The 26,098-nt window shown below is 50.5% G+C and carries 30 protein-coding genes, 1 tRNA gene and 2 pseudogenes; 20 read left to right on the top strand and 13 right to left on the bottom strand.

Going from position 1 to position 26,098, the window contains the following annotated elements:
* Nucleotides 1-6: 6 nt before the first annotated feature.
* From ACHHZ7_RS23315 to ACHHZ7_RS23305, 3 genes are read right to left on the bottom strand one after another with little or no spacing between them, the layout of a single operon-like run.
* Nucleotides 7-432, bottom strand: coding sequence for a phage tail assembly chaperone (locus ACHHZ7_RS23315; RefSeq protein ID WP_060683658.1), 426 nt, complete (start codon nt 430-432; stop codon nt 7-9).
* A 3-nt stretch (nt 433-435) separates the two neighbouring features.
* A complete protein-coding gene (locus ACHHZ7_RS23310) occupies nt 436-876 on the bottom strand; it encodes a phage structural protein (RefSeq protein ID WP_060683657.1) in 441 nt (146 codons plus the stop codon).
* A gap of 11 nt (nt 877-887) precedes the next feature.
* Nucleotides 888-2,297 (bottom strand): DUF3383 domain-containing protein, encoded by a 1,410-nt coding sequence (locus tag ACHHZ7_RS23305; protein WP_123969787.1) that lies wholly within the window; start codon nt 2,295-2,297, stop codon nt 888-890.
* A 41-nt stretch (nt 2,298-2,338) separates the two neighbouring features.
* Here ACHHZ7_RS23305 and ACHHZ7_RS23300 point away from each other — a divergent pair, with 41 nt between their 5' ends.
* Together ACHHZ7_RS23300 and ACHHZ7_RS23295 are read left to right on the top strand one after the other, a co-directional pair.
* Nucleotides 2,339-2,584: an excisionase family protein gene (locus ACHHZ7_RS23300; protein WP_060683656.1), complete on the top strand. Its 246-nt coding sequence runs from the start codon at nt 2,339-2,341 to the stop codon at nt 2,582-2,584.
* Nucleotides 2,585-2,629: 45 nt separating this feature from the next.
* Nucleotides 2,630-3,925, top strand: a complete 1,296-nt coding sequence (locus ACHHZ7_RS23295) for a site-specific integrase (protein WP_060683655.1) — start codon at nt 2,630-2,632, stop codon at nt 3,923-3,925.
* Nucleotides 3,926-3,951: 26 nt separating this feature from the next.
* Here the strand turns inward: ACHHZ7_RS23295 and fliE are convergent, their stop codons facing one another.
* Nucleotides 3,952-4,266, bottom strand: coding sequence for a flagellar hook-basal body complex protein FliE (fliE, locus tag ACHHZ7_RS23290; protein WP_003030448.1), 315 nt, complete (start codon nt 4,264-4,266; stop codon nt 3,952-3,954).
* A 216-nt stretch (nt 4,267-4,482) separates the two neighbouring features.
* Here fliE and fliF point away from each other — a divergent pair, with 216 nt between their 5' ends.
* From fliF to rcsA, 14 genes and pseudogenes are all read left to right on the top strand, one after another.
* On the top strand, nt 4,483-6,156 hold the full coding sequence (gene fliF / locus ACHHZ7_RS23285) for a flagellar basal-body MS-ring/collar protein FliF (protein WP_071445475.1): 1,674 nt from the start codon (nt 4,483-4,485) through the stop codon (nt 6,154-6,156).
* Nucleotides 6,149-7,147: a flagellar motor switch protein FliG gene (gene fliG, locus ACHHZ7_RS23280; RefSeq protein ID WP_003030443.1), complete on the top strand. Its 999-nt coding sequence runs from the start codon at nt 6,149-6,151 to the stop codon at nt 7,145-7,147. The genes fliF and fliG overlap by 8 nt, the downstream gene beginning before the upstream one ends.
* Complete coding sequence (fliH, locus tag ACHHZ7_RS23275; protein WP_003834049.1) at nt 7,140-7,847, top strand: flagellar assembly protein FliH; 708 nt, start codon at nt 7,140-7,142, stop codon at nt 7,845-7,847. Before fliG ends, fliH begins: the two co-directional genes overlap by 8 nt.
* On the top strand, nt 7,847-9,217 hold the full coding sequence (fliI, locus tag ACHHZ7_RS23270) for a flagellar protein export ATPase FliI (RefSeq protein ID WP_003030440.1): 1,371 nt from the start codon (nt 7,847-7,849) through the stop codon (nt 9,215-9,217). The genes fliH and fliI overlap by 1 nt, the downstream gene beginning before the upstream one ends.
* 21 nt (nt 9,218-9,238) lie before the next feature.
* Nucleotides 9,239-9,682: a flagellar export protein FliJ gene (gene fliJ, locus ACHHZ7_RS23265; RefSeq protein WP_003834052.1), complete on the top strand. Its 444-nt coding sequence runs from the start codon at nt 9,239-9,241 to the stop codon at nt 9,680-9,682.
* Nucleotides 9,679-10,893: a flagellar hook length control protein FliK gene (gene fliK / locus ACHHZ7_RS23260; RefSeq protein ID WP_060683653.1), complete on the top strand. Its 1,215-nt coding sequence runs from the start codon at nt 9,679-9,681 to the stop codon at nt 10,891-10,893. Before fliJ ends, fliK begins: the two co-directional genes overlap by 4 nt.
* A 104-nt stretch (nt 10,894-10,997) precedes the next feature.
* Nucleotides 10,998-11,465 carry a flagellar basal body-associated protein FliL gene (gene fliL, locus ACHHZ7_RS23255; RefSeq protein ID WP_003834054.1) on the top strand — a complete coding sequence of 156 codons (468 nt, stop codon included), beginning with the start codon at nt 10,998-11,000 and terminating at the stop codon, nt 11,463-11,465.
* 4 nt (nt 11,466-11,469) lie between these two features.
* The gene (gene fliM / locus ACHHZ7_RS23250) at nt 11,470-12,474 is read left to right on the top strand and encodes a flagellar motor switch protein FliM (protein WP_003030434.1); all 1,005 of its coding nucleotides are present in this window, start codon (nt 11,470-11,472) and stop codon (nt 12,472-12,474) included.
* A complete protein-coding gene (fliN, locus tag ACHHZ7_RS23245; RefSeq protein ID WP_003030433.1) occupies nt 12,471-12,884 on the top strand; it encodes a flagellar motor switch protein FliN in 414 nt (137 codons plus the stop codon). The genes fliM and fliN overlap by 4 nt, the downstream gene beginning before the upstream one ends.
* A complete protein-coding gene (fliO, locus tag ACHHZ7_RS23240; protein ID WP_103014243.1) occupies nt 12,884-13,261 on the top strand; it encodes a flagellar biosynthetic protein FliO in 378 nt (125 codons plus the stop codon). Before fliN ends, fliO begins: the two co-directional genes overlap by 1 nt.
* Nucleotides 13,261-13,998: a flagellar type III secretion system pore protein FliP gene (fliP, locus tag ACHHZ7_RS23235; protein ID WP_003834056.1), complete on the top strand. Its 738-nt coding sequence runs from the start codon at nt 13,261-13,263 to the stop codon at nt 13,996-13,998. The genes fliO and fliP overlap by 1 nt, the downstream gene beginning before the upstream one ends.
* A gap of 9 nt (nt 13,999-14,007) precedes the next feature.
* The gene (gene fliQ / locus ACHHZ7_RS23230) at nt 14,008-14,277 is read left to right on the top strand and encodes a flagellar biosynthesis protein FliQ (RefSeq protein WP_008785117.1); all 270 of its coding nucleotides are present in this window, start codon (nt 14,008-14,010) and stop codon (nt 14,275-14,277) included.
* A gap of 8 nt (nt 14,278-14,285) precedes the next feature.
* A pseudogene (gene fliR / locus ACHHZ7_RS23225) lies at nt 14,286-15,126 on the top strand (flagellar biosynthetic protein FliR).
* 233 nt (nt 15,127-15,359) lie between these two features.
* The gene (gene rcsA / locus ACHHZ7_RS23220) at nt 15,360-15,983 is read left to right on the top strand and encodes a transcriptional regulator RcsA (RefSeq protein ID WP_060683650.1); all 624 of its coding nucleotides are present in this window, start codon (nt 15,360-15,362) and stop codon (nt 15,981-15,983) included.
* A 54-nt stretch (nt 15,984-16,037) separates the two neighbouring features.
* On the opposite strand, the gene dsrB is transcribed toward rcsA, so the two are convergent.
* Nucleotides 16,038-16,226 carry a protein DsrB gene (gene dsrB / locus ACHHZ7_RS23215; protein WP_003030419.1) on the bottom strand — a complete coding sequence of 63 codons (189 nt, stop codon included), beginning with the start codon at nt 16,224-16,226 and terminating at the stop codon, nt 16,038-16,040.
* Between the two features lie 163 nt (nt 16,227-16,389).
* Between dsrB and yodD the strand changes: the two genes are divergently transcribed.
* Nucleotides 16,390-16,617 carry a YodD family peroxide/acid resistance protein gene (gene yodD / locus ACHHZ7_RS23210; protein ID WP_003030417.1) on the top strand — a complete coding sequence of 76 codons (228 nt, stop codon included), beginning with the start codon at nt 16,390-16,392 and terminating at the stop codon, nt 16,615-16,617.
* A gap of 206 nt (nt 16,618-16,823) precedes the next feature.
* On the opposite strand, the gene ACHHZ7_RS23205 is transcribed toward yodD, so the two are convergent.
* Both ACHHZ7_RS23205 and ACHHZ7_RS23200 read right to left on the bottom strand, forming a co-directional pair.
* On the bottom strand, nt 16,824-17,009 hold the full coding sequence (locus ACHHZ7_RS23205) for a YodC family protein (protein WP_003834060.1): 186 nt from the start codon (nt 17,007-17,009) through the stop codon (nt 16,824-16,826).
* A gap of 77 nt (nt 17,010-17,086) precedes the next feature.
* Complete coding sequence (locus ACHHZ7_RS23200; RefSeq protein WP_048235177.1) at nt 17,087-17,998, bottom strand: DUF808 domain-containing protein; 912 nt, start codon at nt 17,996-17,998, stop codon at nt 17,087-17,089.
* A 178-nt stretch (nt 17,999-18,176) separates the two neighbouring features.
* Here ACHHZ7_RS23200 and yedA point away from each other — a divergent pair, with 178 nt between their 5' ends.
* Nucleotides 18,177-19,097: a drug/metabolite exporter YedA gene (gene yedA, locus ACHHZ7_RS23195; protein ID WP_003834062.1), complete on the top strand. Its 921-nt coding sequence runs from the start codon at nt 18,177-18,179 to the stop codon at nt 19,095-19,097.
* On the opposite strand, the gene ACHHZ7_RS23190 is transcribed toward yedA, so the two are convergent.
* The 3 genes from ACHHZ7_RS23190 to ACHHZ7_RS23180 form a co-directional block, all read right to left on the bottom strand.
* Entirely contained in the window at nt 19,089-19,556 is a 468-nt protein-coding gene (locus tag ACHHZ7_RS23190; protein WP_003839067.1) for a very short patch repair endonuclease, read from the bottom strand. The genes yedA and ACHHZ7_RS23190 overlap by 9 nt on opposite strands.
* A 10-nt stretch (nt 19,557-19,566) precedes the next feature.
* Nucleotides 19,567-20,967: a DNA cytosine methyltransferase gene (locus ACHHZ7_RS23185; protein WP_060683649.1), complete on the bottom strand. Its 1,401-nt coding sequence runs from the start codon at nt 20,965-20,967 to the stop codon at nt 19,567-19,569.
* Between the two features lie 76 nt (nt 20,968-21,043).
* Entirely contained in the window at nt 21,044-21,736 is a 693-nt protein-coding gene (locus ACHHZ7_RS23180) for a phosphohydrolase (protein ID WP_060683648.1), read from the bottom strand.
* A 440-nt stretch (nt 21,737-22,176) separates the two neighbouring features.
* Between ACHHZ7_RS23180 and ompC the strand changes: the two genes are divergently transcribed.
* Nucleotides 22,177-23,334, top strand: coding sequence for a porin OmpC (gene ompC, locus ACHHZ7_RS23175; protein ID WP_060683647.1), 1,158 nt, complete (start codon nt 22,177-22,179; stop codon nt 23,332-23,334).
* A 170-nt stretch (nt 23,335-23,504) separates the two neighbouring features.
* Here the strand turns inward: ompC and ACHHZ7_RS23170 are convergent.
* The 3 genes from ACHHZ7_RS23170 to ACHHZ7_RS23160 all read right to left on the bottom strand — a co-directional run bounded on the left by ACHHZ7_RS23170 (nt 23,505) and on the right by ACHHZ7_RS23160 (nt 25,495).
* Nucleotides 23,505-23,627, bottom strand: a tRNA-OTHER gene (locus tag ACHHZ7_RS23170).
* A 309-nt stretch (nt 23,628-23,936) separates the two neighbouring features.
* Entirely contained in the window at nt 23,937-24,602 is a 666-nt protein-coding gene (locus ACHHZ7_RS23165) for an EAL domain-containing protein (protein WP_240487978.1), read from the bottom strand.
* Nucleotides 24,590-25,495, bottom strand: a complete 906-nt coding sequence (locus ACHHZ7_RS23160) for a CSS-motif domain-containing protein (RefSeq protein ID WP_240487977.1) — start codon at nt 25,493-25,495, stop codon at nt 24,590-24,592. Before ACHHZ7_RS23160 ends, ACHHZ7_RS23165 begins: the two co-directional genes overlap by 13 nt.
* 269 nt (nt 25,496-25,764) lie before the next feature.
* Between ACHHZ7_RS23160 and ACHHZ7_RS23155 the strand changes: the two are divergent.
* Nucleotides 25,765-25,908, top strand: a pseudogene (locus tag ACHHZ7_RS23155) (DinI-like family protein); the annotation flags it as partial.
* Between the last annotated feature and the right edge of the window lie 190 nt (nt 25,909-26,098).

Raw genomic sequence — 26,098 nt, 5'->3', positions numbered from 1 at the left:
TGAAGGTTATTCCACTGGCAGGATACTCGTCTCGCCGGTAGGAAGTCCTTGCAAAAAATTTCCCAGAGAATCCGCGACCACCCGCGCCACCAACTGCAGCATTACAAAAAGGTCGATATCATCGAATGCCATAGTCCCCTGCTGGCACACTGGAACCCAGGCGTTCAGGTGTTTACGTGCAACCACCTGCAGGCAAGGGAACAGGATCGCATCCACATCAGCATCGCTTAGGCCGGAAACAGCGTCAGCAATCTTCGGCACGATGCTCTCCAGCGCGCCTTCGGTGTCCTTCGCACTGAGCTTTGACTGGATATTACGGAAGTCCGAGACCAGACCTGCCAGTACAGGCAATAGCTTGCGGGATACTTTCAATTGCTCGAAAACGCTCAGTTTAGCGATACGGTACTGCTCATTCTTGATGGTGATTTCCATGGATTAATACTCCCCCAGGAACGGGTCGATTTTGATGCAGTCGAATACCCAGGCCACTGTCCCGCCTTCTTTGGCGTTCTGCCAGTCAGGGTGTTTCTGGAATGCCCCACCGCGCGCTGTCATGATGTCGCCGGAGGCCGTATTGCGAAATACGAATACGTTGTTGCCCCAAAGCGCAGAAGACACGCTTTGCGCGTTATACGCCAGAGACAGCTTTTTATTTACAGGAGATGTTTTCAACAAATTGACGGTAACTGTTCCCGCCTTGCCAGCGTGCAGAGAGTGCATACCTTCACCATCTGCCCCAATCGTCATGGTGTTTTTATTTTCCACCATGGCGACGGTGATACCTTCTTCGGAGTTGGCGGAACCAGAGCCAAGATCAATCACCCCGGTTGGGCCAGTCATTGACCCCGTGATATCCAGAAAAGAATAAGTGCTCATTCAGGGTCTCCTTAGCGCACCACGTCGATTAATACGTCAGCGAAGTGGATAGCACCCGCCAGTTTGGTTGCCACCTGGATCACCGGAGCTTTTCGCGCCTCACGGTCTGCCTGAGCTTGCGCATTGAGCGAGTTAGCGAAGACGTAATAGCCTTTGGTCAGCATATCCCCTGCCGTCAGTTGCCCAACGTTACCCCCATTCCAGATACCTGGAGCCACCAGGCCGTTATTCGCCCCCAGGTCCATCGATTGCTCAATGTTGGTTACCAGGCGCGTCACACCAGCTTCAGTCTGTGGAATTTTGGTGGTGGAGGTGTAAAGCAGGTTCCATAGGTTGTTCTGGACGTAGTTCTGCAGCCAGTCGAGTCCGTGACGTTCGTCGAAGAAGTCGCCGTTGGACATCACCCCTTCCTGGATGATTGCTGTGTCGTTGGCATAACGCACGAACACGTTGCAGTTTTTGGCCTTCAGCGTGTCAGCCTGTTGCGCGGTGACTGTCTCGGCAGTGATGCCCGGCTCCTGCTTGAATTTCAGGGTAATGGTGGTGTTATTTCCCAGGAAGTTGACAGTGAACGCACGCCCGAATGCAGAAGCTGCTGCATACGGTACCTGGCTGTACTGACAGAACGTGCGCACGTAGCCAGCAGCTTTCAATTTGCTGGCAATGTCAGAAGCATCCGTGGAACTAAGAACTTTGGCATCGGCAGTAGTCACACCATATATACGGGAGTCGCTTGCGGAGCCAATGAGAGCAGAAACATCAAGATGATCCTGATCTGTCATACTCGTGTCAGCAATGACAAGGCCGTACCAGTCAGCAGAGTATCCCAAAGCAGTCGCCACAGAAGGAACCGCAGAACCAGCCTGAGCATCAGTTCCACTTACCGCTGTCGGATTACTTGCCGCATTAATTCCCATTAACGGAGCCAGATCCGTTCCTGCACCAGCGGCCGAAGGAATGCCAACGATTGATGCTGCACCGGTTGTTGGCGAAGTAATCAGGAAGTGTGCGGTAACAGCATTCCAGGTCACAACAGCGCCGGCCAGTTTGGTGCTGATGGCCGTTGCCACTTCTGCCAACGTGGTCACCGCAGACAGGTCTACAGCACTGATATTTTTTGCAGTGCCATCAATGGTGATATTCAGTGCGCCATCGGTGACAGCGCTGAAGTTTTCAATACGTTGTTCGGTGGCATTGAGTTGAGCGCCGGTGAGGGTTCCAGCTGTAGCAGGTACCGGTGTTTTGCTCATTTTACCAATGTACAAATCCCGCGGTTGCGGTGACTGCTGGAAGTAAAGATTGGCTGCCTTGTACTCTTCTGAGGTGGTACCGAAGTCGGTAGCAACACTTTCGATATCCTGATACAGGCGCATAACCTCTGGCGCGGTGATAACGTTTGAGGTGCCGAGGATATCCCCCATTTGCCCGGTTCGTCCGGGCTTCTTTTTGCCTGGAGATACCCATGAGCGAAATGACCTTAATCGTACCCAACGACTGGGTGACCGAAGAAAAGCTCGTCGAGATTACCGGCCTTCGCCCGGGCACTATCGAGCGGGCCCGAAAAAATTGCTGGATGGTAGGACGGGAATATCTGCATGTTTCCCCTGACGGAGTGCCTAAGAAAAACAGCGAGTGTATGTACAACAGAAAGGCTATTGACCAGTGGGTTGAGAGCATGTCAAAGAAACAGCCGGGTGCGCGCCAATGAAGATCCGTTTATGCTTAGCGGGCTCTTGGACGTCAGGAGGGAATAATGGCTAAGTCAGCATACCCAACAGGCGTGGAGAACCATGGCGGCACGCTCCGCATATGGTTCATCTATAAAGGCACCCGGGTGCGTGAAAGCCTAGGCGTGCCAGATACATCAAAAAACAGGAAGGTTGCAGGCGAATTGCGCGCGTCAGTTTGCTTTGCGATAAAGACTGGTAACTTCAATTATGCTGCTCAGTTCCCGGACTCGCCGAACCTGAAAAAATTCGGAGTAGAGAATAAGGAAATCACTGTGCTCGAGTTGGCGAACAAGTGGCTTGAGTTGAAGCGGATGGAGATCAGCACCAACGCGATGTCACGCTATTCATCTATAGCGCGCAACATGATACCGAGAATTGGTGGGGACAAGCTGGTATCTGCGGTGACACAGGAAGACCTGCTTTTTATAAGGAAGGAGTTGTTAACCGGCTATCACGTATTGAAGACAGGACAAAAGACACCAGTAAAAGGAAGATCCGTCAGGACTGTCAACAACTACATGAGAACCATGTCAGGCATGTTTAACTTCGCTGCGGACAGTGGTTATGTTAAGGCGAATCCGTTTAACGGCATTTCCATGCTCAAACGGTCTCGTACTGAACCAGATCCGCTCACACGAGAGGAGTTCGTCAGGATGATTAATGCATGTACTCATCAGCAATTGAAAAACATGTGGTCTCTGGCCGTGTACACAGGGGTGAGGCATGGAGAGCTGGTATCTCTGGCATGGGAAGATATCGACCTGAAAGCTGGAACGATGATGATCCGTCGCAACCACACTTTAACGAAGGAGTTCACCCTTCCTAAAACTGAGGCCGGAACGGATCGCATCATTAACCTTATACAGCCAGCCATCGATGTGTTGAAGAACCAGGCTGAAATGACCAGGCTGAACAAGCAATATCAGGTTGAGGTGAAATTACGTGAATACGGCCGTACTGATGTGCATCCATGCACGTTCGTGTTCAACCCGCAGATCGTATCGCGTAATGGCCGGGCTGGGCATCATTATGCAGTAGGGTCGATCAACCAGTCGTGGGAGGCGGCAATGCGGCGCGCCGGGATTCGCTATCGCAGAGCATACCAGTCAAGACACACGTATGCATGCTGGTCGTTGGCCGCCGGTGCCAACCCTAATTTCATCGCGAAGCAAATGGGCCACACCGACGCGCAAATGGTTTACCGGGTGTACGGATCCTGGATGGCAGAAAACAACCAGGACCAGGTACTCATACTCAACCAGAAATTGAGTGAGTTTGCCCCATCCATGCCCCATGCGGTAGGATCGGATGGATATTAACATTAAATATCATTAGGTTATGCAGCCTAAACTTGCATGGACATGACTTCCTGATACGCCGACACCAGTTTGTTACGCACCTGAATACCCATCTGCATCGATACCGACGCTTTTTGCATATCGGTCATCACATCATTTAACGCAATACCCGGCTCACCCAGGGTAAATTTCTCAGCCTGCGTACGGGACGCGGTTTGCACATCGCTGATTCTGTCTAACGCCGCATGCAGTTGTCCGGCAAAACTCACGGTCGGTTGTGGCTGCATATCCTGCATTTTTGCTGACATCGCCGTGGCCTGTAACTGGCTGATGACCCCTTCAATCCCCTGTATTGCCGACATTCTGATCCCCTGGATGATTTTTTACGTAGCTGAGATTACCAGTTAGTCAATAAGATAAAGGCGTTAAATAACGATAAAAAACCACGGTTTTTAACGCATAGAAAAATTCGAAACCGCAAATAATGAGACCGTCAATTTTTCGAGTTTGCTGACCCGGGAGTGAGTCTTGTTCCACTTTGCAAAAAACGCCGTCCACGATAAGCCACGAGGTGCGAGATGAGTGCGACAGCATCGACTGCAACCCAGCTTAAACCTCTCGAGTGGTTAAACCGCCTGCGCGCGAATCCCAGAATTCCTTTGATTGTGGCGGGAGCCGCTGCCGTCGCTATCATCGTGGCGATGGTCCTGTGGGCCAAAGCGCCTGACTATCGCACGCTGTTCAGCAATCTTTCCGATCAGGATGGTGGCGCGATTGTCACCCAACTGACGCAGATGAACGTTCCCTATCGTTTTACTGAGGGAAGCGGTGCTATAGAAGTTCCTGCCGATAAAGTCCACGAACTACGTTTACGTCTGGCGCAGCAAGGCCTACCGAAAGGCGGCGCCGTTGGTTTTGAACTGCTGGATCAGGAAAAGTTTGGTATCAGCCAGTTTAGCGAGCAGGTCAACTACCAGCGTGCGCTGGAAGGTGAATTAGCCCGTACCATTGAAACGCTGGGACCGGTAAAACGCGCCCGCGTGCATCTGGCAATGCCGAAACCGTCGCTGTTTGTGCGTGAGCAAAAAGCGCCTTCAGCCTCCGTGACCGTGAATCTTGAACCGGGTCGCGCACTGGATGAAGGTCAGATCAGTGCAGTTACGCATCTGGTTTCCAGCGCTGTCGCCGGGTTACCGCCGGGCAACGTTACGCTGGTCGACCAGGCGGGTCATCTGTTAACTCAGTCGAACACCAGCAGCCGCGATCTTAACGATGCGCAGTTGAAATACGCCAGCGATGTCGAAGGCCGTGTTCAACGTCGTATCGAATCGATCCTGTCGCCGATTGTCGGCAACGGTAACGTACATGCGCAGGTCACCGCGCAGCTGGATTTTGCTAATAAAGAGCAAACCGAAGAACAGTACCGTCCAAACGGTGATGATTCCCAGGCCGTGCTGCGTTCACGCCAGTTAAACGTCAGTGAGCAGATCGGTAGCGGAGCGCCGGGCGGCGTACCGGGCGCATTGTCTAATCAGCCAGCACCGGCGAATACCGCGCCAATCGCCAACCCACCGGCTAATCAGCAAAATGCGCAAACCACGCAGACGGCAAATAACAGCAATAATGCCGGTCCACGCAGTACGCAGCGCAATGAAACCAGCAACTATGAAGTCGACCGTACCATTCGCCACACCAAAATGAACGTCGGCGATGTGCAGCGTCTATCGGTGGCTGTGGTGGTCAACTATAAAACGTTGCCGGACGGCAAACCACTGCCGTTAACCGCCGATCAGATGAAACAGATTGAGGACCTGACCCGCGAAGCGATGGGCTTCTCCGATAAACGTGGCGATACCCTGAACGTGGTGAACTCTCCGTTCACGGCGACCGACGATTCCATTGGCGAGCTGCCGTTCTGGAAACAGCCGTTCTTTATTGATCAGTTGATGACCGCAGGCCGTTGGTTACTGGTTCTGCTAGTTGCCTGGATCCTGTGGCGCAAAGCTGTTCGCCCGCAGTTGGTTCGCCGCAGCGAAGAAGCAAAAGCGGTACAAGAACAAACGCGTATTCGTCAGGAAACCGAAGAAGCGGTAGAAGTTCGCCTCAGCAAAGACGAACAGACCCAGCAGCGTCGTACGAATCAGCGTCTGGGTGCAGAAGTGATGAGCCAGCGTATTCGTGAAATGTCAGATAACGATCCGCGCGTCGTGGCGCTGGTCATTCGCCAGTGGATGAGTAACGATCATGAGTAATGCCCTTACCGGTACCGATAAAAGCGTCATCCTGCTGATGACCATTGGCGAAGATCGCGCTGCTGAGGTGTTTAAACACCTTTCCACGCGCGAAGTTCAGGCGCTGAGTACAGCGATGGCGAACGTACGCCAGATCTCCAACAAACAGTTGACGGAAGTGCTGGCCGAATTTGAGCAAGAAGCAGAACAGTTTGCCGCGCTGAATATCAACGCCAACGAATATCTGCGCTCCGTGCTGGTGAAAGCGCTGGGCGAGGAACGCGCCTCCAGCCTGCTGGAAGATATTCTGGAAACCCGCGATACCACCAGCGGCATTGAAACGCTCAACTTTATGGAGCCGCAAAGCGCCGCCGACCTTATCCGCGACGAGCATCCGCAGATTATCGCCACCATTCTGGTGCACCTCAAACGGGGCCAGGCCGCCGATATTCTGGCGCTGTTCGACGAGCGTTTACGTCACGACGTGATGCTGCGTATTGCTACCTTCGGCGGCGTGCAGCCTGCCGCGCTGGCAGAACTGACCGAGGTACTGAACGGTCTGCTCGATGGCCAGAACCTCAAGCGCAGCAAAATGGGCGGCGTGAGAACGGCGGCAGAAATTATCAACCTGATGAAAACCCAGCAGGAAGAAGCGGTTATCACCGCCGTACGCGAGTTCGACGGCGAACTGGCGCAGAAAATTATCGACGAGATGTTCCTGTTCGAAAACCTGGTGGACGTCGACGATCGCAGTATCCAGCGCCTGCTGCAGGAAGTGGATTCCGAATCGCTGCTGATTGCGCTGAAAGGTGCCGAACAGCCGCTACGCGAGAAGTTCCTGCGCAACATGTCGCAACGTGCTGCCGATATTCTGCGCGACGACCTTGCCAACCGCGGTCCGGTGCGCTTGTCGCAGGTGGAAAACGAACAGAAAGCGATTCTGCTTATTGTGCGTCGTCTGGCGGAAACCGGCGAGATGGTGATCGGCAGCGGCGAGGATACCTATGTCTAACGAACTGCCGTGGAAAGTCTGGACTCCGGACGATCTCGCCCCACCGATGGCAGAGTTCGTGCTGGCCGACCACAGCGAAACGCCGCTGTCCGAAGAGACGGAAGAACCCGAGCTTTCAGCAGAGCAACAGCTTGAACAACAGCTCGCACAGCTGCAAATGCAGGCCCATGAGCAAGGGTATAACGCGGGGCTGGCGGAAGGTCGACAAAAGGGTCATGAACAAGGCTATCAGGAAGGTCTGAGCCAGGGGCTGGAGCAAGGCCAGAACCAGGCGCGTGCGCAGCATGCGCCGATTCATGCCCGTATGCAGCAACTGGTGAGCGAGTTTCAGAATACGCTGGACGCACTGGACAGCGTCATTGCCTCGCGCCTGATGCAAATGGCGCTGGAAGCTGCGCGTCAGGTGATTGGTCAGACGCCTATCGTGGATAACGCTGCGCTGATTAAGCAGATCCAACAGTTATTACAACAGGAACCGCTGTTTAGCGGTAAACCGCAGCTGCGCGTACATCCGGACGATCTCCAGCGTGTTGAGGAGATGCTCGGTGCCACTCTCAGCCTGCACGGCTGGCGGCTGCGCGGCGATCCCACGCTGCATCACGGCGGATGTAAAGTCTCAGCCGACGAAGGCGATCTGGATGCCAGCGTCGCCACACGCTGGCAAGAACTCTGCCGTCTGGCAGCGCCGGGAGTCGTGTAATGACTACTCGCCTGACTCGCTGGCTCAATACGCTGGACAACTTCGAAGAGAAAATGTCGCTGCTGCCTGCGGTGCGTCGTTACGGTCGTCTGACCCGCGCCACCGGGCTGGTGCTGGAAGCTACGGGGTTACAGCTGCCGCTGGGTGCCACCTGCGTCATTGAACGCCAGGATGGCAACGAAACCCAGGAAGTTGAAAGCGAAGTCGTAGGCTTTAACGGTCAACGTCTGTTTCTGATGCCGCTCGAGGAGGTCGAAGGCGTTCTGCCCGGCGCACGCGTATACGCGAAGAACATTGCCGGAGAAGGTCTGCAAAGCGGGAAGCAATTACCGCTTGGCCCTGCTCTGCTGGGTCGTGTGCTGGACGGTAGCGGCAAACCGCTCGACGGACTGCCCGCCCCGGATACCACCGAAACCGGCGCGCTGATTACACCGCCGTTTAACCCGCTGCAACGGACCGCAATTGAACACGTCCTGGATACTGGCGTACGCCCCATCAACGCGTTGTTAACCGTTGGTCGCGGCCAGCGTATGGGGCTTTTCGCAGGTTCCGGCGTCGGTAAAAGCGTCCTGCTCGGCATGATGGCGCGCTATACCCAGGCCGACGTCATCGTCGTGGGCCTGATTGGCGAGCGTGGCCGCGAAGTTAAAGATTTTATTGAAAATATTCTCGGCGCTGACGGTCGCGCACGCTCGGTAGTGATTGCCGCTCCGGCGGACGTCTCGCCGCTGTTACGTATGCAAGGCGCGGCCTACGCCACGCGCATCGCCGAAGATTTCCGCGATCGCGGGCAGCACGTATTGCTGATTATGGATTCCCTCACCCGCTATGCGATGGCGCAACGTGAGATAGCCCTGGCGATCGGCGAGCCGCCGGCGACTAAAGGTTATCCGCCGTCAGTATTCGCCAAATTACCGGCGCTGGTTGAACGTGCCGGGAACGGTATTCACGGCGGCGGTTCAGTTACCGCGTTTTACACTGTCCTGACCGAGGGTGACGACCAGCAGGACCCGATTGCCGATTCCGCGCGCGCGATTCTGGACGGCCACATTGTGCTGTCCCGCCATCTGGCCGAGGCGGGTCACTATCCGGCCATCGATATTGAAGCCTCGATCAGCCGCGCCATGACCGCGCTCATTAGTGAAAAACACTACGCACGGGTGCGCAACTTTAAACAGTTGCTGTCCAGCTTCCAGCGTAACCGCGATCTGGTTAGCGTGGGGGCGTATGCCAAAGGCAGCGATCCAATGCTGGATAAAGCCATCGCCTTATGGCCACAGCTGGAAGCGTTTTTACAGCAAGGCATCTTTGAACGGGCTGACTGGGAAGATTCTCTACAAGCTTTAGAACTGATTTTCCCTGGTGTGTGATTAAGCAGGAGAGCATAGGTCATGGCACAACATGGTGCGTTAGCAACACTGAAAGACCTGGCTGAAAAAGAGGTAGATGACGCCGCTGTCTTATTAGGAGAGATGCGTCGTGGCTGTCAGCAGGCAGAAGAACAGTTAAAAATGCTGATCGATTATCAGCATGAGTATCGCAACAATCTGAATACCGATATGGGCCAGGGTATTACCAGCAATCGCTGGATTAACTACCAGCAATTTATTCAGACGCTGGAAAAAGCGATTGAACAACACCGCCAACAGCTCAATCAGTGGACGCAAAAAGTGGACATGGCTTTGAACAGTTGGCGCGACAAAAAACAACGATTACAGGCGTGGCAGACGTTGCAGGACAGACAAACCTCGGCGGCGTTACTGGCCGAAAACCGTCTGGATCAGAAAAAAATGGATGAATTTGCTCAGCGCGCAGCTATGAGGAAACCCGAATGATTACTTTACCCCAACTGATTACCACCGACACCGACGTAGCCGCAGGTCTTCAGTCAGGCAAAGCGGTAGATTCACCCGAGGATTTTTTAGCGCTGCTGGCTGGCGCATTAGGTGCGGGCGACGCGCAGGGTAAAGACGCTCCGCTGTCGCTTGCCGACTTACAGGCGGCCAGCAGTAAGCTGCAAAAAGGGTTACTGCAAAAAAATGGCGATGCCGCACAGTCGGTCAAATTAACCGATCTGTTGGCGCAACAGGAGCTACAAACCGAGGCTTCTCTTGCCGACATGACAGACGCTCAGCAACTGTTGTCTGCTCTCACACCTTCACTGAAAGCTAATGCCCTGACGACGCTGGGCAAAGTTGCTCAGCAGGACGAAAAAAACACTACGCTGAGTGATGACGATCTCGCCAACCTGAGCGCACTGTTCGCCATGCTACCAGGACAACCGCTGGCAACGCCTGCCGTCGACAGCGCACCAGCCCCGGTTGATGCCACGCTTTCGGTGTTGTCACGTGGCGCTGCACACGGCGCGACGACTGATAACGCAGACGAATTGCTGCCGGGTGATGCCAAAAAAGGTAAAGCGGATGTCACACTTGCTGGCGGTGGTGCTAATCAGGCAAACAATCCAACACTAACCCCGCTGACGGCGGCGGCGAACGCCAGAGCTGAAATCGACAGCACCCCGTCACCGACCAGCATTGGCATGACTGCGGCCCCGCTAAGTGGTCCACAAACACACGCACAACCGTTACCGACGGCCGCGCCGGTGTTAAGCGCTCCGTTAGGTAGCCATGAATGGCAGCAATCGCTGAGCCAGCACGTCACATTGTTCACGCGCCAGGGCCAGCAAAGCGCAGAGCTGCGTCTGCATCCGCAAGACCTGGGTCAGGTACATATTTCCCTCAAGCTGGACGACAACCTCGCACAGTTACAAATGGTTTCACCGCACAGTCACGTGCGCGCCGCACTGGAAGCCGCATTACCGATGCTGCGTACGCAGTTGGCTGAAAGCGGCATTCAACTGGGGCAAAGCAACATCAGCAGTGAAAGCTTCGCTGGCCATCAGCAGTCTTCCGGGCAGCAACAGCAGGCTGGTCGCGCTCAAGGACAAGACATTTTTGCCGCTGAAGATGACGCAATACTGGCAACCCCAGCCTCGCTGCAAGCCGCTGCCCGCGGCGATGGCGCAGTAGACATCTTCGCCTAACGCCAGAGGTAGCATGATTATCCGCGTCTTTTCCACGCTTTGTCGTGGACAGGACACGGGATAATCAGCCCATAAGCTGTACCGAAACAGGAAGCCCGTATCTGATGACTGACTCCGCGATTAACAAAAAAAGTAAACGCGCTATTTGGATCCCTCTGCTGGTATTAATTACTCTCGCCGCCTGCGCAACTGCGGGTTATAGCTACTGGCGCATGCAGCAGCAGCCGTCCGCCAGCGTCAAAGCGGAACCGCCTCCACCGCCAGCCCCGGTGTTCTTTGCGCTGGATACCTTTACCGTCAATCTGGGTGATGCAGATCGTGTGCTGTATATCGGTATCACGCTGCGCATGAAAGATGAGGCGACACGTTCACGTCTTAACGAATATCTGCCGGAAGTGCGCAGCCGCCTGCTGCTGCTGTTCTCTCGTCAGAATGCAGCCACACTCGCCACCGAGGAAGGTAAGCAACAGCTGATTACCGCCATCAAAGAGACGCTGGCGACTCCGCTCGTTGTCGGGCAGCCGAAACAGGTTGTCACCGACGTTCTTTATACAGCTTTTATTCTGCGGTAAAGACATGGGCGACAGTATTCTTTCTCAGGCTGAAATCGACGCATTGCTCAACGGCGATAGCGAAACCAAAGACGAACCCATTTCAGGTATCGCAAAAGAAAGCGATATTCGTCCTTATGATCCCAACACTCAGCGTCGCGTGGTACGTGAGCGTTTACAGGCGTTGGAGATCATTAACGAACGCTTTGCGCGCCAGTTCCGAATGGGATTATTTAACCTGTTGCGCCGTAGCCCGGATATTACCGTGGGTGCGATCCGTATCCAGCCATACCATGAATTTGCGCGCAACTTACCGGTTCCGACCAACCTGAACTTAATCCACCTGAAGCCGCTGCGCGGTACGGGTCTGGTGGTGTTCTCACCGAGTCTGGTATTTATCGCCGTAGACAACCTGTTTGGCGGTGACGGTCGTTTCCCGACGAAAGTCGAAGGCCGCGAATTTACGCACACGGAACAGCGCGTTATTAACCGCATGCTGAAGCTGGCGCTGGAAAGCTACAGCGACGCGTGGAAGGCCATCAACCCGCTGGAAGTGGAATACGTTCGTTCCGAGATGCAGGTGAAATTTACCAATATCACCACTTCTCCTAACGACATTGTGGTGAACACTCCGTTCCACGTTGAAATTGGCAACCTGACCGGTGAATTTAACATCTGTCTGCCATTCAGCATGATTGAACCGTTGCGTGAGCTGCTGGTGAACCCGCCGCTGGAAAACTCGCGTAATGAAGATCAGAACTGGCGCAATAATCTGGTGCGTCAGGTTCAGCATTCTGAGCTGGAGCTGGTGGCAAACTTTGCCGACATTCCGCTGCGGCTATCCCAGATTTTAAAACTGAAACCCGGCGATGTACTGCCGATTGAAAAACCCGACCGCATTATTGCTCATGTGGACGGCGTGCCTGTGCTGACCAGCCAGTATGGCACCGTAAACGGTCAGTATGCGTTACGCGTAGAACATCTGATAAACCCGATTTTGAATTCGCTGAATGAGGAACAGCCCAAATGAGTGATATGAATAATCCGTCCGATGAGAACACTGGCGCATTGGACGATCTGTGGGCTGACGCGTTAAACGAGCAAAAAACCACGCCCACCAAAAGTGCGGCCGATGCGGTATTCCAGCAGTTAGGTGGCGGCGACGTCAGCGGTGCTTTGCAGGACATCGACCTGATCATGGACATTCCGGTCAAGCTGACCGTCGAACTGGGCCGTACCCGCATGACCATCAAAGAGCTGCTGCGTCTGACGCAGGGTTCGGTTGTCGCACTGGATGGTCTTGCAGGCGAACCGCTGGATATTCTGATCAACGGTTATCTGATTGCCCAGGGCGAAGTCGTCGTAGTTGCGGATAAATACGGTGTGCGTATCACTGACATTATCACCCCGTCTGAACGTATGCGCCGCCTGAGCCGTTAATCATGAATACCCAGGCTACCGTTTCTCAACCCGCCGCCGTTCCCGGCTCACCGCTGGTGCAGGTAAGCGGCGCGCTGCTCGGGATCATCGTCTTGATCCTGGCGGCGGCCTGGGTCATTAAACGTCTGGGGTTTGCCCCCAAAAGTGCCGGTACGCGTGGGCTGAAAGTCACGGCCAGCACCTCACTGGGTCCACGTGAGCGCGTGGTGATTGTCGAGGTCGAAGATGCCCGTCTGGTACTGGGCGTCACAGCCTCGCAGATTAATGTCCTGCATACCCTGCCCCCGGCACCTGCCGATGCAGAAGAAAAAACGGCCTCCCCTGCGGATTTCCAGGCCATGATGAAGAGTTTGCTGAAGCGTCCTGGGAGATCCTGATGCGCCGTTTGTTATCCCTTACGCTTGCAGGCTTGTGGCTTTTCAGCCCCGTTGCCCTCGCCCAACTCCCGGGTCTGGTCAGTCAGCCGTTGCCGGGCGGCGGACAAAACTGGACGTTGCCCGTGCAGACGCTGGTGTTCATCACCTCGCTGACGTTCCTGCCTGCAATTTTGCTGATGATGACCAGCTTCACCCGCATCATCATCGTTTTCGGTCTCCTGCGAAATGCGCTGGGTACCCCCTCAGCACCACCTAACCAGGTGCTCCTGGGCCTGGCGCTCTTTTTGACCTTTTTCATCATGTCGCCGGTGATCGATAAAATCTACGTTGACGCATACCAACCGTTCAGCGAAGAGAAGATCTCCATGCAGGAAGCCATGGAGAAAGGCGCCCAGCCGCTGCGTGAGTTTATGTTGCGCCAGACCCGTGAAGCCGATCTGGCACTCTTCGCGCGCTTAGCAAACAGCGGTCCGTTACAGGGACCAGAAGCCGTGCCGATGCGAATTTTGCTGCCCGCTTATGTCACCAGTGAGCTGAAAACAGCATTCCAGATAGGCTTTACCATTTTTATTCCGTTTCTGATTATCGACCTGGTGATCGCCAGCGTGTTGATGGCGCTCGGGATGATGATGGTCCCGCCCGCCACAATCGCGTTGCCGTTCAAGCTGATGCTGTTTGTGTTGGTAGACGGTTGGCAGCTACTTGTCGGCTCGCTGGCACAAAGCTTTTACAGTTAGGGGCACGAAATGACTCCTGAATCGGTCATGATGATGGGCACAGAGGCGATGAAAGTCGCCCTGGCCCTTGCCGCGCCTTTGCTGTTGGTCGCTCTCATCACGGGTCTTATCATCAGTATTCTGCAGGCGGCGACCCAGATTAACGAAATGACGCTGTCCTTCATCCCCAAAATTGTCGCGGTGTTTATTGCCATCATTGTTGCTGGCCCGTGGATGCTTAACCTGCTGCTCGACTACGTGCGTACGCTGTTCAGCAATATCCCCTATATCATCGGGTAGACAACGTTATGTTGCAGGTGTCCAGCGTTGAGTGGCTCCACTGGCTGAATTTATACTTCTGGCCTTTGTTGCGCATACTGGCGCTCATCTCAACGGCCCCCATCCTCAGTGAACGAGCCATCCCCAAACGGGTAAAGCTGGGGCTGGGGTTGATGATTACCGTCGTTATCGCCCCATCGATTCCCGCCGTTGACGTCCCCATCTTTTCTGTTGGCGCGCTTTGGCAGGCAATGCAACAAATCCTGATCGGTATCGCATTAGGCTTCACCATGCAGTTTGCGTTTGCCGCAGTACGTACCGCCGGGGAATTAATTGGCCTGCAAATGGGCCTTTCCTTCGCGACGTTCTTCGATCCCGGTAGCCGTCTGAATATGCCGGTTCTGGCACGACTGATCGACATGCTCGCCATGCTGCTGTTCCTGACCTTTAACGGCCATTTATGGCTGATTTCGCTGCTGGTAGATACTTTTCATACTCTGCCCATCGGCGGCAATCCGGTGAACAGCAATGCGTTTCTCGCGCTGGCACGGGCAGGTAGCCTGATTTTCCTCAACGGGCTAATGCTGGCCCTGCCGGTAATGACGCTACTGCTCACGCTGAACCTCGCACTTGGTTTGTTAAATCGCATGGCACCACAGCTGTCGGTTTTCGTCATCGGCTTTCCTCTCACTCTGACCGTAGGTATTTCACTAATGGCGGCGCTAATGCCATTAATTGCGCCATTCTGTGAACGATTATTCAGTGAGATTTTTAATTTACTGGCCGATATCGTCAGCGAAATGCCTGGAAAATAATAACCCTTATTTTTTATCCTGTTTTACTAAGGATTGTCCTAAATTTAAAAAGTGACAACATCCACCAGGATATCTCTGTCGCGGCTTATTTGTTTTTGTCTCACTCACATAACGCAACATTCACTTTACTTTAAGATGTTTCCTGGCAAATTATACGCAACTTTACGGGATAGTAAATTCGCCTGAAAAACAGCGAAAGCGTCATCTTGGGTCGTTATTATTCCGTTTAGTTGTGATGAAATAATCAGGTAAGGGGAATTATCGTTACGCATTGAGTGAGGGTATGCCATGTCAACGATTATTATGGATTTATGCAGTTACACCCGACTAGGGTTAACCGGATATCTGGTAAGTCGGGGAGTGAAAAAAAGGGAAATCAACAACATTTCCAACGTTGATGAACTCAGTCTCGCCTGTGTCTCTCAACAACCCGCTGTGGTGTTTATTAATGAGGACTGCTTTATCCACGATCCTGCTAATAGCCAGCAAATAAAGCAAATCATTAATCAGCATCCCAGAACATTATTTATTGTGTTTATGGCAATTGCCAACGTGCATTTTGATGAATATCTACTCGTCAGAAAAAATTTATTGATTAGTTCTAAATCGATTAAACCTGATTCACTGGATAAACTACTTGGCGATATTCTGAAAAAGGAAGTAGATATTGCTATTGATGTGAATCTGCCGACATTATCATTAAGTCGAACCGAATCCAGCATGCTGCGTATGTGGATGGAGGGTCAGGGAACAATACAGATATCAGATCAAATGAATATCAAAGCCAAGACGGTGTCATCCCATAAGGGGAATATAAAACGAAAGATTAAAACGCATAATAAGCAAGTTATCTATCACGTTGTAAGGCTTACGGATAACGTCACCAATGGTATCTTTGTGAATATGCGCTAAAACGTTCTGACTGGTGGCGACTCCACCAGTCAGAATCAAACAGCGAAACTCATCTCACTCCACTTTTTCCACAAAGATACCATCCTGATGACCTGATTCATTAAAGAACCAGATACCGAGCGGGTAGTCTTCCAGCGAAACCAGGTACATGGTGCCTTCACTAAATTCTTCGATTGCCAGTACCACGCCCGGTCGACGAGGACCGCCGTCCGTTTTGACTGTGACCCGATCATTCACCTTCATAGTTTTCCTCCTGTGGCTTTGTGCCAGTGTAGAACAAATTCCTTTTTCTGGCAGCGCTGTGCACGCGCGATTGCGGGTTTTATCGACGGTCTATACTTAAGTTGTGCGTATCTGATGTTTGGGTACGCTCCCCCGGTATCCTTAACGGTTGAGAGGTATGAGGATGAAAACCGCGAAAGAGTACAGCGATACGGCCAAACGTGAAGTCAGCGTCGATGTCGACGCGCTGCTAAAGGCAATCAACGAAATCTGCGAGAGTGAAATTCATCGCAGCCAGGATGACCCGGAGCGCGTCAGCGTTGACGGGCGTGATTACCATACATGGCATGAACTGGCCGATGCGTTCGAGCTTGATATCCATGACTTTAGCGTGTCGGAGATCAATCGCTGACTGAGGGCGAAAAAAATCCCGGCCCTTATCGGGTCGGGATCAAGCTTGCTTATGCAAGAAGCACTTGTAAATTCGTTACACCAGAAAATCTGATGTGAACCAAACCTTATCTGCAATTTTTTTGCCTGACAAGTAAATAATTCTCACCAGAATGATAAATATAACTAATGGGTGAGAGATCACCAGGTTACGGTCGAGCCAAATGTTCAGGCATCCTGGGAGAGCTGTCTTCGCTCGCCAGGCACCACCAGTTCATCTTCACGGAATGCTTCCCGTTTAACGCCAAAGCCGTCGTACCAGCGACACTCCACCATTCCGCTGGCATACCCGGTAACGATCATACGTGGGCCACCCTCTTTGGAGGTGACTTCCTCACTGACAGAAAAGACCATACCTGCCTCCTGTATCAAGAGAAACCTTTACACCTTAGATGACAAGGAGGCGTTTTGCGTAATCAGTCCTGTAACAATTAGTGCGAAATCCCGCGCACTCTGGCGACAGCTTTTACCAGCAAAACGACAATCCCACCGATGATAAAGCCGAGCACCAGGTTAAGCAGGGTCGGAAGCATTAGCGAAATCAATGTACTTTGCTGCTGAGCAAAATGTTCAATCGCATGATGCAGCGGCGATATTCCGTGTACCACAATGCCGCCTCCCACTAAAAACATCGCCAGTGTGCCGACCACAGAAAGTGTTTTCATAAGCCAGGGGGCAACCACCAGTAACCCTTTGCCCAACGACTGGGCAAGCAGGCTACGCTTTTCTGCCAACCAGTACCCAATGTCATCAAGCTTAACGATAATCCCGACCAGGCCATACACGCCCACGGTCACCACTAACGCGATACCTGATAGCACCAACACCTGATTCAGCAAGGGTGCGTCCGCTACAATACCCAGCGTAATTGCGACAATCTCGGCAGACAAAATGAAGTCGGTACGTATTGCCCCTTTGATTTTATCTTTCTCAAAGGTGAGTGGATCCTGTGCGGCCAGAGCAGCCAGACGCTGCTGACGCTCTTCCGGGCTTTCTTTGTGCTTCCGCGCCTCCAGGGTATGCAGAACCTTTTCCACCCCTTCAAAACAGAGAAACGCCCCGCCTACCATTAATAAGGGGGTGATCGCCCAGGGAATAAATGCGCTTATCAATAGCGCCAACGGCACCAGAATAACTTTGTTAACAAACGATCCTTTCGCTACACTCCAGACCACCGGGAGTTCGCGGTTCGCCCGCACGCCCGACACCTGCTGTGCATTAAGCGACAGATCATCACCCAGCACACCCGCGGTTTTTTTCGCGGCCAGTTTTCCCATCACTGAGATATCATCCAGCAGCGTGGCGATATCATCGAGTAAGGTCAGTAAGCTACTTCCTGCCAAAATTTTCACCCTCAATATTATTTTTTTGCAGTCATAAGTATGAAGTAAAACACGCCATGCTGAAACTGACCTTTCTGGTCAACAAGTTTTTAACATCAACACGTAATTATAAATCTCGCCAGTAAGATAGTTTTGACGTTTACTATGTTGCACCTTTTTATTTCCACCGTGAGGGATTATGCGTTTCAGGCAATTGTTACCGCTTTTCAGTGCGCTATTCGCGCTGTACATCATTTGGGGTTCCACGTACTTCGTTATTCGCATTGGCGTTGAAAGCTGGCCGCCGTTAATGATGGCAGCCGTACGTTTTCTCTCCGCGGGAATTTTATTAACAAGTTTCTTACTTATTCGTGGGCATAAGCTGCCCCCCTTACGCCTAATCCTGAACGCCGCGTTAATTGGTATCCTGCTGCTGGCTGTGGGTAATGGGCTGGTCACCGTCGCAGAACACCAAAATGTCCCTTCCGGTATTGCCGCCGTGGTGGTCGCCACCGTCCCGTTATTTACGCTGTGTTTTAGCCACTTTTTTGGCATCAAAACGCGCAAGCTGGAATGGTTGGGGATAGCGATTGGGCTAGCAGGGATCATCATGCTGAACAGCGGGGGCAATTTAAGTGGCAATCCGTGGGGCGCTATTTTGATCCTGATCGGTTCAATAAGCTGGGCGTTTGGCTCGGTATACGGTTCACGCATTACGCTACCCGTTGGCATGATGGCCGGAGCCATTGAAATGTTAGCCGCCGGTATTGTGCTGATGTGCGCATCGCTACTCTCTGGGGAAAAACTGACCACCATGCCAACATTTTCAGGCTTTATGGCTGTGGCTTACCTGGCCCTGTTTGGCTCCATTATTGCCATTAATGCGTATATGTTCCTGATCCGCAATGTCAGCCCGGCGCTAGCCACCAGCTATGCTTACGTCAATCCGGTTGTAGCCGTGCTGTTAGGTACCGGTCTGGGGGGTGAAAGACTGGCCCCTATCGAATGGCTGGCGCTCGGCGTGATCGTGTTTGCTGTGGTGCTGGTAACGTTGGGGAAATACCTGTTCCCTGTTAAAGCGGATGCCGTTGCTACCCCGTCGGAAAAAACGTTACAGTAAATGAATACCGAGTGTGTCGATCTGCGCGGTGTCGCCACCGCCGCAGATCCACTCGATGACACGTTCAGATAACGCTTCATCGTCCAGCTTTTCACGACCACGCAGGGCGCACTCCCAGACAATCAGTACGCGCCAGCCCAGAGCCTGCAACTTTTCACAATCCCGCGCATCGCGCTGGACATTTTTGCCTATTTTTTCCAGCCAGAATTCCGTTCGTGTCGCGGGGACTTTAAACAAATAGCAATCGTGGTGGTGCCAGAAACAGCCGTGAGTAAAAATCACACAATGATAATCATCCACCACAAAATCGGGGCGACCGGGTAACGTCGCATCCTGCACGCGAAACGTTACCCCCTGCTCTGTCAGCACGCTGGCAAGGCGTTTTTCAATTGCGGTATCGCGGGTAGCTATCGCCCGCATATTTTTACTGCGTGTTGCTTTATCGTGAACGTCTGCCACGCTGGTTCTCTTACTCGCGAATAGCAACTGCCTGCCTGATTTTCGGCTCCAGCAGCCTGGCCACCGCCGCAAATGCCGGAACGACCACCGAATTACCAAACTGGCGATAAGCCTGAGTATCTGACACAGGGATCCTGAACTGATAGCCCTGCGGAGATTCAAACCCCATCAGACGAGCGCACTCTCTGGGCGTAAGTCTGCGTGGGCGGTGGCGCTGATTCTGCGGATCGTCAAAATCTTTTTCACCCAGCGCCATATCCCAGCCACGGTCAATCAGGATCTCCGCCCCATCTTTATAATAACGCGCAGATAATGTGCGCGTTACGCTATCAGGGTTACCGGGATACACCATGCCATAGCCAAATCCATTGCCCCGCGCCTGATGCTTTTTCGCATAGCGATAGAGGTATTTCCACAGCACCGGCGTCAGTATATATTTCGCATCGACGGTCGGCTCAAGCAGTTCCGCCAGCGTAGTACGCCGCGGCGGATAACGCGTGACAATATCCCGCAGCGTGAAGTCTGATTTCAAATTCAGATCGCGTCGGAAGCCGACAAGCACGATACGTTCGCGATGCTGAGGCAAAAAATGTTGCCCATCGATGATTTTCGGATCGTCCGGACCGTTATCCGCCGCATCCGCTACGTCATAACCCAGCTCGTCCAGCGTTTGCATAATGATGCGAAACGTTTTGCCCTGATCGTGACTCTTCAGGTTTTTGACGTTTTCGAGCACAAATATGGCGGGCCGACGCGCATCGATAATGCGCACCACGTCAAAAAATAGCGTGCCTTGCGTATCACAGGCGAAACCATGTGCCCGCCCTAACGCATTTTTCTTTGATACACCAGCCAGAGAAAATGGCTGACAAGGGAATCCGGCTAACAGCACGTCATGTTCAGGAACATGCTGGCGAATATGTTCTGCCGCCTGCTGGTCACTCACCCCATCGTGATGGCTGAGTGTGATATCACGAATATCTTCATTAAAGTTGTGCTGGAGCGGATCGCAGTAGTTGTTCGCTTTATAGGTGCGCACCGCATGCTTGTTCCACTCACTGGTAAACACGCACTGCCCGCCAATCGCTTCAAAGCCGCGACGAATGCCGCCAATACCGGCAAAAAGATCGATAAAGCGAAAGGCATAATGCGGATGATGCGCAGGTGGTTTCGGCAACAAAGTATTCAGATGAATGAGCTCGCGGTCGCTGAGGCGATGCCATGTTTCATTAGCAACCACTCGCTTAAAGATGGCCGGGCTCCAGCGGTTCTCACCAACGCCATTCAGATGAGCAACCAGCGTTTTCACGTCATATATTTCAAGCAACTTGGCCAACATCACCTGCACGTCGGCCTCGTTTTCATCTGTCATCGGGTTCATGGAGCCTGCTACTGAAAAATTATCCTGCATACATTTAACCGGCAGAAATGGATAACCGACAGATTAACATAAATTAGCACGGTTGACGTTTCAGCCGTATTGGCGACTAGCGCGCTTTAAAGGGTTGAATCGCGTCAAGATCCAGCATTTCGTATTCTCCTTTTAGCTCCGCACTCAGCTTCGCCATATACGTCAGTAAAAAATCCGCATTATGTTGTGCCAAATGCCGCCCTTGCTCGGTTTGCATCGTCAACGGCAACGTCAATAACTTGGTCTGGAAGTGATCGAGCGCGTACTGTTTATCGTCAAGGCTACGCTTTCGGGCAAACGGATCTTCCGCATCAAACAGCGCAACCCCCAACGCCCCTGAAACGGCAAATACGCGCGCTAAACCAATTGCACCCAGCGCCTCAAGCCGGTCTGCATCCTGCACGATTTTCGCTTCAAGGGTTTCTGGCGCGATTTTGGCGCTAAAACTGTGCGCCTCAATGGCATGACACACTGCCGATAACCGCTGTTGTGGAAAATCCGGAAAATCGCGCATCAAAACACAACGTGTTTCCTTGGCTGCCAGTACCGACGAACAATGACGCTCAGGATGGTTCTTTGGCAGGCTGACGAGATCGTGGAAGTAGCACGCGGTCAACACCACCAGCCAGTCTACGGTTGCATCTGTACTCAGCTTTTGCGCCGTTATCCACACACGTCGAAAGTGAAAGATGTCATGTGCAGCATCTTGTCCAGAATGGTTATCAGCTAACCAGGCTTCAAATCGCGACTGCCAGTCGTGCAGTTTCATGCTATCTCCTTTGTAGAAAGAAAATCACCTTAGCAACAATTTTCATTGCAGACCACTGCCCGCCCCATTACATAATCATCTTTTATTATTGCACTAAAAATAAAATCCACATGAATTTATAAAGCCCACCACGCCAATATCGAAAAATAATTTATATGAATATTAAAAACAAACATCCAAAACAAATAAAATACACATAACAAATAAATAGATAAACACATATAACTAACTGATTAAAAACAATTCACATGGCGAATACCAATGTAATTAACACACACGCATAATTATATAAAGATGTAAAAGAAACATTTTGAAATATTTTAAATACATTTGTTACATGTTATATTTTAAATTAAATGAACTTCATAGATAGTATCCAAATGTAGTCACTCGGATAGTACTACATATTCATTTTAATTATCATGCAAAGGGAATACATAATGAAAAGAAAAGTATTGGCACTGCTTCTCCCTGCTTTATTAGCTGCAGGCGCAGCAAATGCGGCTGAAATCTATAATAAGAACGGCAATAAACTGGATCTGTACGGTAAAGTCGACGGTCTGCGTTATTTCTCTGACGATGCGGGCAACGATGGCGATCAGACCTATGCGCGTCTGGGTTTTAAAGGCGAAACCCAGATCAACGAGATGCTGACTGGTTACGGTCAGTGGGAATATAACATTAAGGCCAATACCGCTGAAGGTGACGGCGCAAATTCTGCAACTCGTCTGGCCTTCGCCGGTTTAGGTTTTGGCCAGAATGGTACCTTCGATTATGGTCGTAACTACGGCGTGGTCTACGACGTAGAAGCCTGGACCGATATGCTGCCAGAATTTGGCGGTGACTCCTACACCCAAACCGACGTGTATATGACCGGTCGTACCAACGGCGTAGCCACCTATCGCAATAAAGGCTTCTTTGGGCAGGCTGATGGCCTGAACTTTGCTTTGCAGTATCAGGGCAATAATGAAGACGGTGGTTCAGGCGAAGGTACCGGTAATGGTAAAGGTCGGGACCTGACACGTGAGAACGGCGACGGTTTCGGTATGTCCACCTCTTATGACTTCGACTTCGGTTTAAGTCTTGGCGCTGCATACTCCAGTTCTGACCGTTCTAACAATCAGGTTGCTGCTGGCCGTGGCGATAGTAGCCATGCCAACAGCTATGCAGGCGGTGACACAGCGGATGCCTGGACCGTGGGTGCCAAATATGATGCCAATGATATTTACTTGGCTGCCATGTACGCAGAAACTCGCAATATGACCGCTTACGGTGATTACGGTATCGCCAACAAAACCCAGAACTTTGAAGTAGTTGCGCAGTACCAGTTCGACTTCGGTCTACGCCCTTCCATCGCTTACCTGCAGTCTAAAGGCAAGGATTTAGGTGGTCAGGAAGTCAGTCGCGGTAACTGGCGTTATGTCGACAAAGACCTGGTCAAATATGTTGATGTGGGTGTGACTTACTACTTCAACAAAAACATGTCCACCTATGTCGATTATAAAATCAACCTGCTGGATGAAGACGACAGCTTCTATGAAAGCAATGGTATCGCAACTGACGACATCGTTGCGGTTGGTTTAGTCTACCAGTTCTAATTGACGCAAAAACAAGCAAGCCCGCTTCATATGAAGCGGGCTTTTTATTTATCCGAAACGTATTTTTTTTATCACACGGGCATTACAACGATAAACTTGTGAGGATACTCAAAGAAAAAAACATCCATGAGAACTGTCGTTGAAAGCGAGGCGTGCAAGTGCTTGAATAGTGGCGGAGAGAGGGGGATTTGAACCCCCGGTAGAGTTGCCCCTACTCCGGTTTTCGAGACCGATTTCATTGGTAATATTTTCAATAACTTAACTTTTCTTGCTGGTATATCCACAATATTTCCACTTCATAAAATTCAACTAGTTACGCGTTTATCCATACTTAATATACCAACACTTTCTGAGCTAAAACCTATAGTTCAAAGTACAACCTAGAGGTGAGACTGTGTGGAAGATATTCCCAGTAAATGACGCGTGAAGCCTAACTCGGCCAGCTCTCTGATGAAGCCGAACATGACATTACATACAATTTTGAACCAACTCGCAGATTGAATGCGGCAAGATATCAAAATCCTTCTGCAGTTAAATTTATATAGCTCGCGGTTACACGTGTTATATAGAATGCGAAAACAATGAAAATAAAGTGTTAAATGTTAAGGCAAATTGGCATCCTCGACTAATTTTGTCAATTTATCTATAGATAGTGGCTTTGAGTAATACCACCCTTGGACACCGCACTCAGGGAACATTTCAGTTAAATATTTCACCTGAGTTGATGTTTCTACACCTTCGAAAACGACTTTGTGAGTTATATCTTTAAAAATCTCCACCAACCCTGACAATACATTATTATTTATAGAGCATTCATCGATAGAATCTGTAATTGATTTATCAATTTTAATTTCATCTATTTGTAAATTTGATAGCCAGTTTAAATTTGAATGACCAGTCCCGAAATCATCAATAGCTATTGATATACCTTTATTATTAAATAAAGAAATAACCTTTTGGAGGGAATTTATTTCCGCGCTCTGCCTTTCTGTTAACTCCATCATTATCATACCAGGTTTTATATTTGATTCATCAATCATCTGAAACACTTTTTCTTGAAATGATTCCGACAGAAGGTCTTGAGAACTAACATTAATGCTTATAAAAATATCAAATTCCTCAGAAAGAGACATGGTTTGCTTTACTGCCATTCGAAATACAAAATCACTTATTCCCTGGATTAAACCATGCTTCTCTGCAATAGGGATAAAAATATCAGGAGGAATGCTACCAATATCATGATCATCCCATCTAATTAGTGCTTCCACACCAATAATTTTTCCGTTTTTATTTTATAAATAGGTTGATACACAAGATATAATGATTCGCTTCTTATCGCATTTTTTAATCTTGAAACTAATGATTGCTTACGTGCAACTCTTTGATTATAAAAACCACCCAGAAGAACACCGGTCACAATAGATGTAAAGGAAATCAACAACATCGTTAACCAACTATCGAAACTCATCCACGGAAATTTAACTCCCCCCATGACACAGATATTATTATTTTTATTACAGCTTTGCGTGGTAATAAGTCCTAGTTGGTAGGATTTATCATGCTGAGCCTCTTCAAGAAGATCGACCTGCTCACCAAGTTTGAACAAATGAAGCGAATGATCTCTGTCACCTACAATTGCAGAAAACCCCTTCTCTTCATGGTCTGTAACAAATCTATTAAATGCAAATGGTGAAATCGTTATGGCTAATTTTTGATTGCTTAGCAAATCAGCTTTTACATTATTTTCCAGTAACACACCAAAAAACCAAGTTACATTGTCCTTTTCAACTTTTCTATCATAGATATTGAGAAGCAATGGTGCTGGCAACACTCCCCATAAAGCACTACATATGACTGCACCATTTGAAATAAATGATATATCTTTTATAAGAGCATAGGGCCATAAGGCCACTCTTAGAGCATGAAGTTGTAGTTCACTACAAGGACTATAAGCATTAAATATTTCATAACTATCATTTATTTTATCAATCTGTTGAATGAGACTAACGCTTCTATTCAAAATTCGTTCTGTATATGATGCAATCCTCTCCTTGTATATATAATACATTGAAATCTCAGACAATGAGAAAAAAATAAAAAATGAAAACGTGATTGATATCACATAAGGCTTAATTCGTTTTAAATTGTGGTTATTCTTCACACCGACCTCTTTATATGCCTGACCCTATGTAACAACATACATTCTACTATCTGTCGTGAATCAAATACATACAGTTAAAACAGATTATCGGCTAAAACAAATATTTCTTTATGTTTTTTATTAGAAAAGAACGTTATAAAATAACGCAAAACCACATCCAAGTTAGATTTGTGTTTGCATTTTAGCCAAATAAGTGGCACTTCATCTTGTATTCATAGGTCTAATGTAAAGGATGTAATTCTAAGGGAAATAAGTGTGAAACCGCGCCTTTTCCCGATACTGGTACTTGGGTAAAACCGATGATGACGCTGCCGGCGATCAACACTGACGCCAGCAAGCATGAGAAGGAACAGATAAGCCGTACTGTTCAGGAAATGTTTGAAGAGGCTGATATGTGGCTGGTTTCAGATTAAACACCTTGAACCGTCATATTGCTTAAGTACAATCCGCCGTGACTGGCAATCATTCAATACTCACACTATCGGACGTTTGCCAGTCGCCGCAGTCATGCTCTTGCATACGGTGTGATTGCGGCAACCATCATTTTTACACCTGAGCATCCTGCTGGTTTTACTCATAAACCCTTTCCTTTACTTTTCAGGG

The sequence above is a fragment of the Citrobacter freundii complex sp. 2024EL-00216 genome (assembly GCF_043945515.1).
GTDB classification, from domain to species: Bacteria; Pseudomonadota; Gammaproteobacteria; order Enterobacterales; family Enterobacteriaceae; genus Citrobacter; species Citrobacter portucalensis.
This window is presented reverse-complemented; position numbering and strand designations above follow the sequence as displayed.

What these genes read in the sequence shown, in the direction of transcription:
- ACHHZ7_RS23315 (WP_060683658.1), bottom strand. Translation starts at nt 432, where the DNA reads ATGGAAATCACCATCAAGAATGAGCAGTACCGTATCGCTAAACTGAGC.
- ACHHZ7_RS23295 (WP_060683655.1), top strand. Translation starts at nt 2,630, where the DNA reads ATGGCTAAGTCAGCATACCCAACAGGCGTGGAGAACCATGGCGGCACG.
- ACHHZ7_RS23185 (WP_060683649.1), bottom strand. Translation starts at nt 20,967, where the DNA reads ATGCAGGATAATTTTTCAGTAGCAGGCTCCATGAACCCGATGACAGAT.
- fliI (WP_003030440.1), top strand. Translation starts at nt 7,847, where the DNA reads ATGACTACTCGCCTGACTCGCTGGCTCAATACGCTGGACAACTTCGAA.
- fliM (WP_003030434.1), top strand. Translation starts at nt 11,470, where the DNA reads ATGGGCGACAGTATTCTTTCTCAGGCTGAAATCGACGCATTGCTCAAC.
- dsrB (WP_003030419.1), bottom strand. Translation starts at nt 16,226, where the DNA reads ATGAAGGTGAATGATCGGGTCACAGTCAAAACGGACGGCGGTCCTCGT.
- ACHHZ7_RS23310 (WP_060683657.1), bottom strand. Translation starts at nt 876, where the DNA reads ATGAGCACTTATTCTTTTCTGGATATCACGGGGTCAATGACTGGCCCA.
- fliF (WP_071445475.1), top strand. Translation starts at nt 4,483, where the DNA reads ATGAGTGCGACAGCATCGACTGCAACCCAGCTTAAACCTCTCGAGTGG.
- ACHHZ7_RS23205 (WP_003834060.1), bottom strand. Translation starts at nt 17,009, where the DNA reads ATGGTCTTTTCTGTCAGTGAGGAAGTCACCTCCAAAGAGGGTGGCCCA.
- fliK (WP_060683653.1), top strand. Translation starts at nt 9,679, where the DNA reads ATGATTACTTTACCCCAACTGATTACCACCGACACCGACGTAGCCGCA.
- fliG (WP_003030443.1), top strand. Translation starts at nt 6,149, where the DNA reads ATGAGTAATGCCCTTACCGGTACCGATAAAAGCGTCATCCTGCTGATG.
- fliL (WP_003834054.1), top strand. Translation starts at nt 10,998, where the DNA reads ATGACTGACTCCGCGATTAACAAAAAAAGTAAACGCGCTATTTGGATC.
- yodD (WP_003030417.1), top strand. Translation starts at nt 16,390, where the DNA reads ATGAAAACCGCGAAAGAGTACAGCGATACGGCCAAACGTGAAGTCAGC.
- rcsA (WP_060683650.1), top strand. Translation starts at nt 15,360, where the DNA reads ATGTCAACGATTATTATGGATTTATGCAGTTACACCCGACTAGGGTTA.
- fliJ (WP_003834052.1), top strand. Translation starts at nt 9,239, where the DNA reads ATGGCACAACATGGTGCGTTAGCAACACTGAAAGACCTGGCTGAAAAA.
- ompC (WP_060683647.1), top strand. Translation starts at nt 22,177, where the DNA reads ATGAAAAGAAAAGTATTGGCACTGCTTCTCCCTGCTTTATTAGCTGCA.
- fliH (WP_003834049.1), top strand. Translation starts at nt 7,140, where the DNA reads ATGTCTAACGAACTGCCGTGGAAAGTCTGGACTCCGGACGATCTCGCC.
- fliE (WP_003030448.1), bottom strand. Translation starts at nt 4,266, where the DNA reads ATGTCGGCAATACAGGGGATTGAAGGGGTCATCAGCCAGTTACAGGCC.
- fliP (WP_003834056.1), top strand. Translation starts at nt 13,261, where the DNA reads ATGCGCCGTTTGTTATCCCTTACGCTTGCAGGCTTGTGGCTTTTCAGC.
- ACHHZ7_RS23180 (WP_060683648.1), bottom strand. Translation starts at nt 21,736, where the DNA reads ATGAAACTGCACGACTGGCAGTCGCGATTTGAAGCCTGGTTAGCTGAT.
- fliQ (WP_008785117.1), top strand. Translation starts at nt 14,008, where the DNA reads ATGACTCCTGAATCGGTCATGATGATGGGCACAGAGGCGATGAAAGTC.
- ACHHZ7_RS23305 (WP_123969787.1), bottom strand. Translation starts at nt 2,297, where the DNA reads ATGGGGGATATCCTCGGCACCTCAAACGTTATCACCGCGCCAGAGGTT.
- yedA (WP_003834062.1), top strand. Translation starts at nt 18,177, where the DNA reads ATGCGTTTCAGGCAATTGTTACCGCTTTTCAGTGCGCTATTCGCGCTG.
- fliN (WP_003030433.1), top strand. Translation starts at nt 12,471, where the DNA reads ATGAGTGATATGAATAATCCGTCCGATGAGAACACTGGCGCATTGGAC.
- ACHHZ7_RS23300 (WP_060683656.1), top strand. Translation starts at nt 2,339, where the DNA reads ATGAGCGAAATGACCTTAATCGTACCCAACGACTGGGTGACCGAAGAA.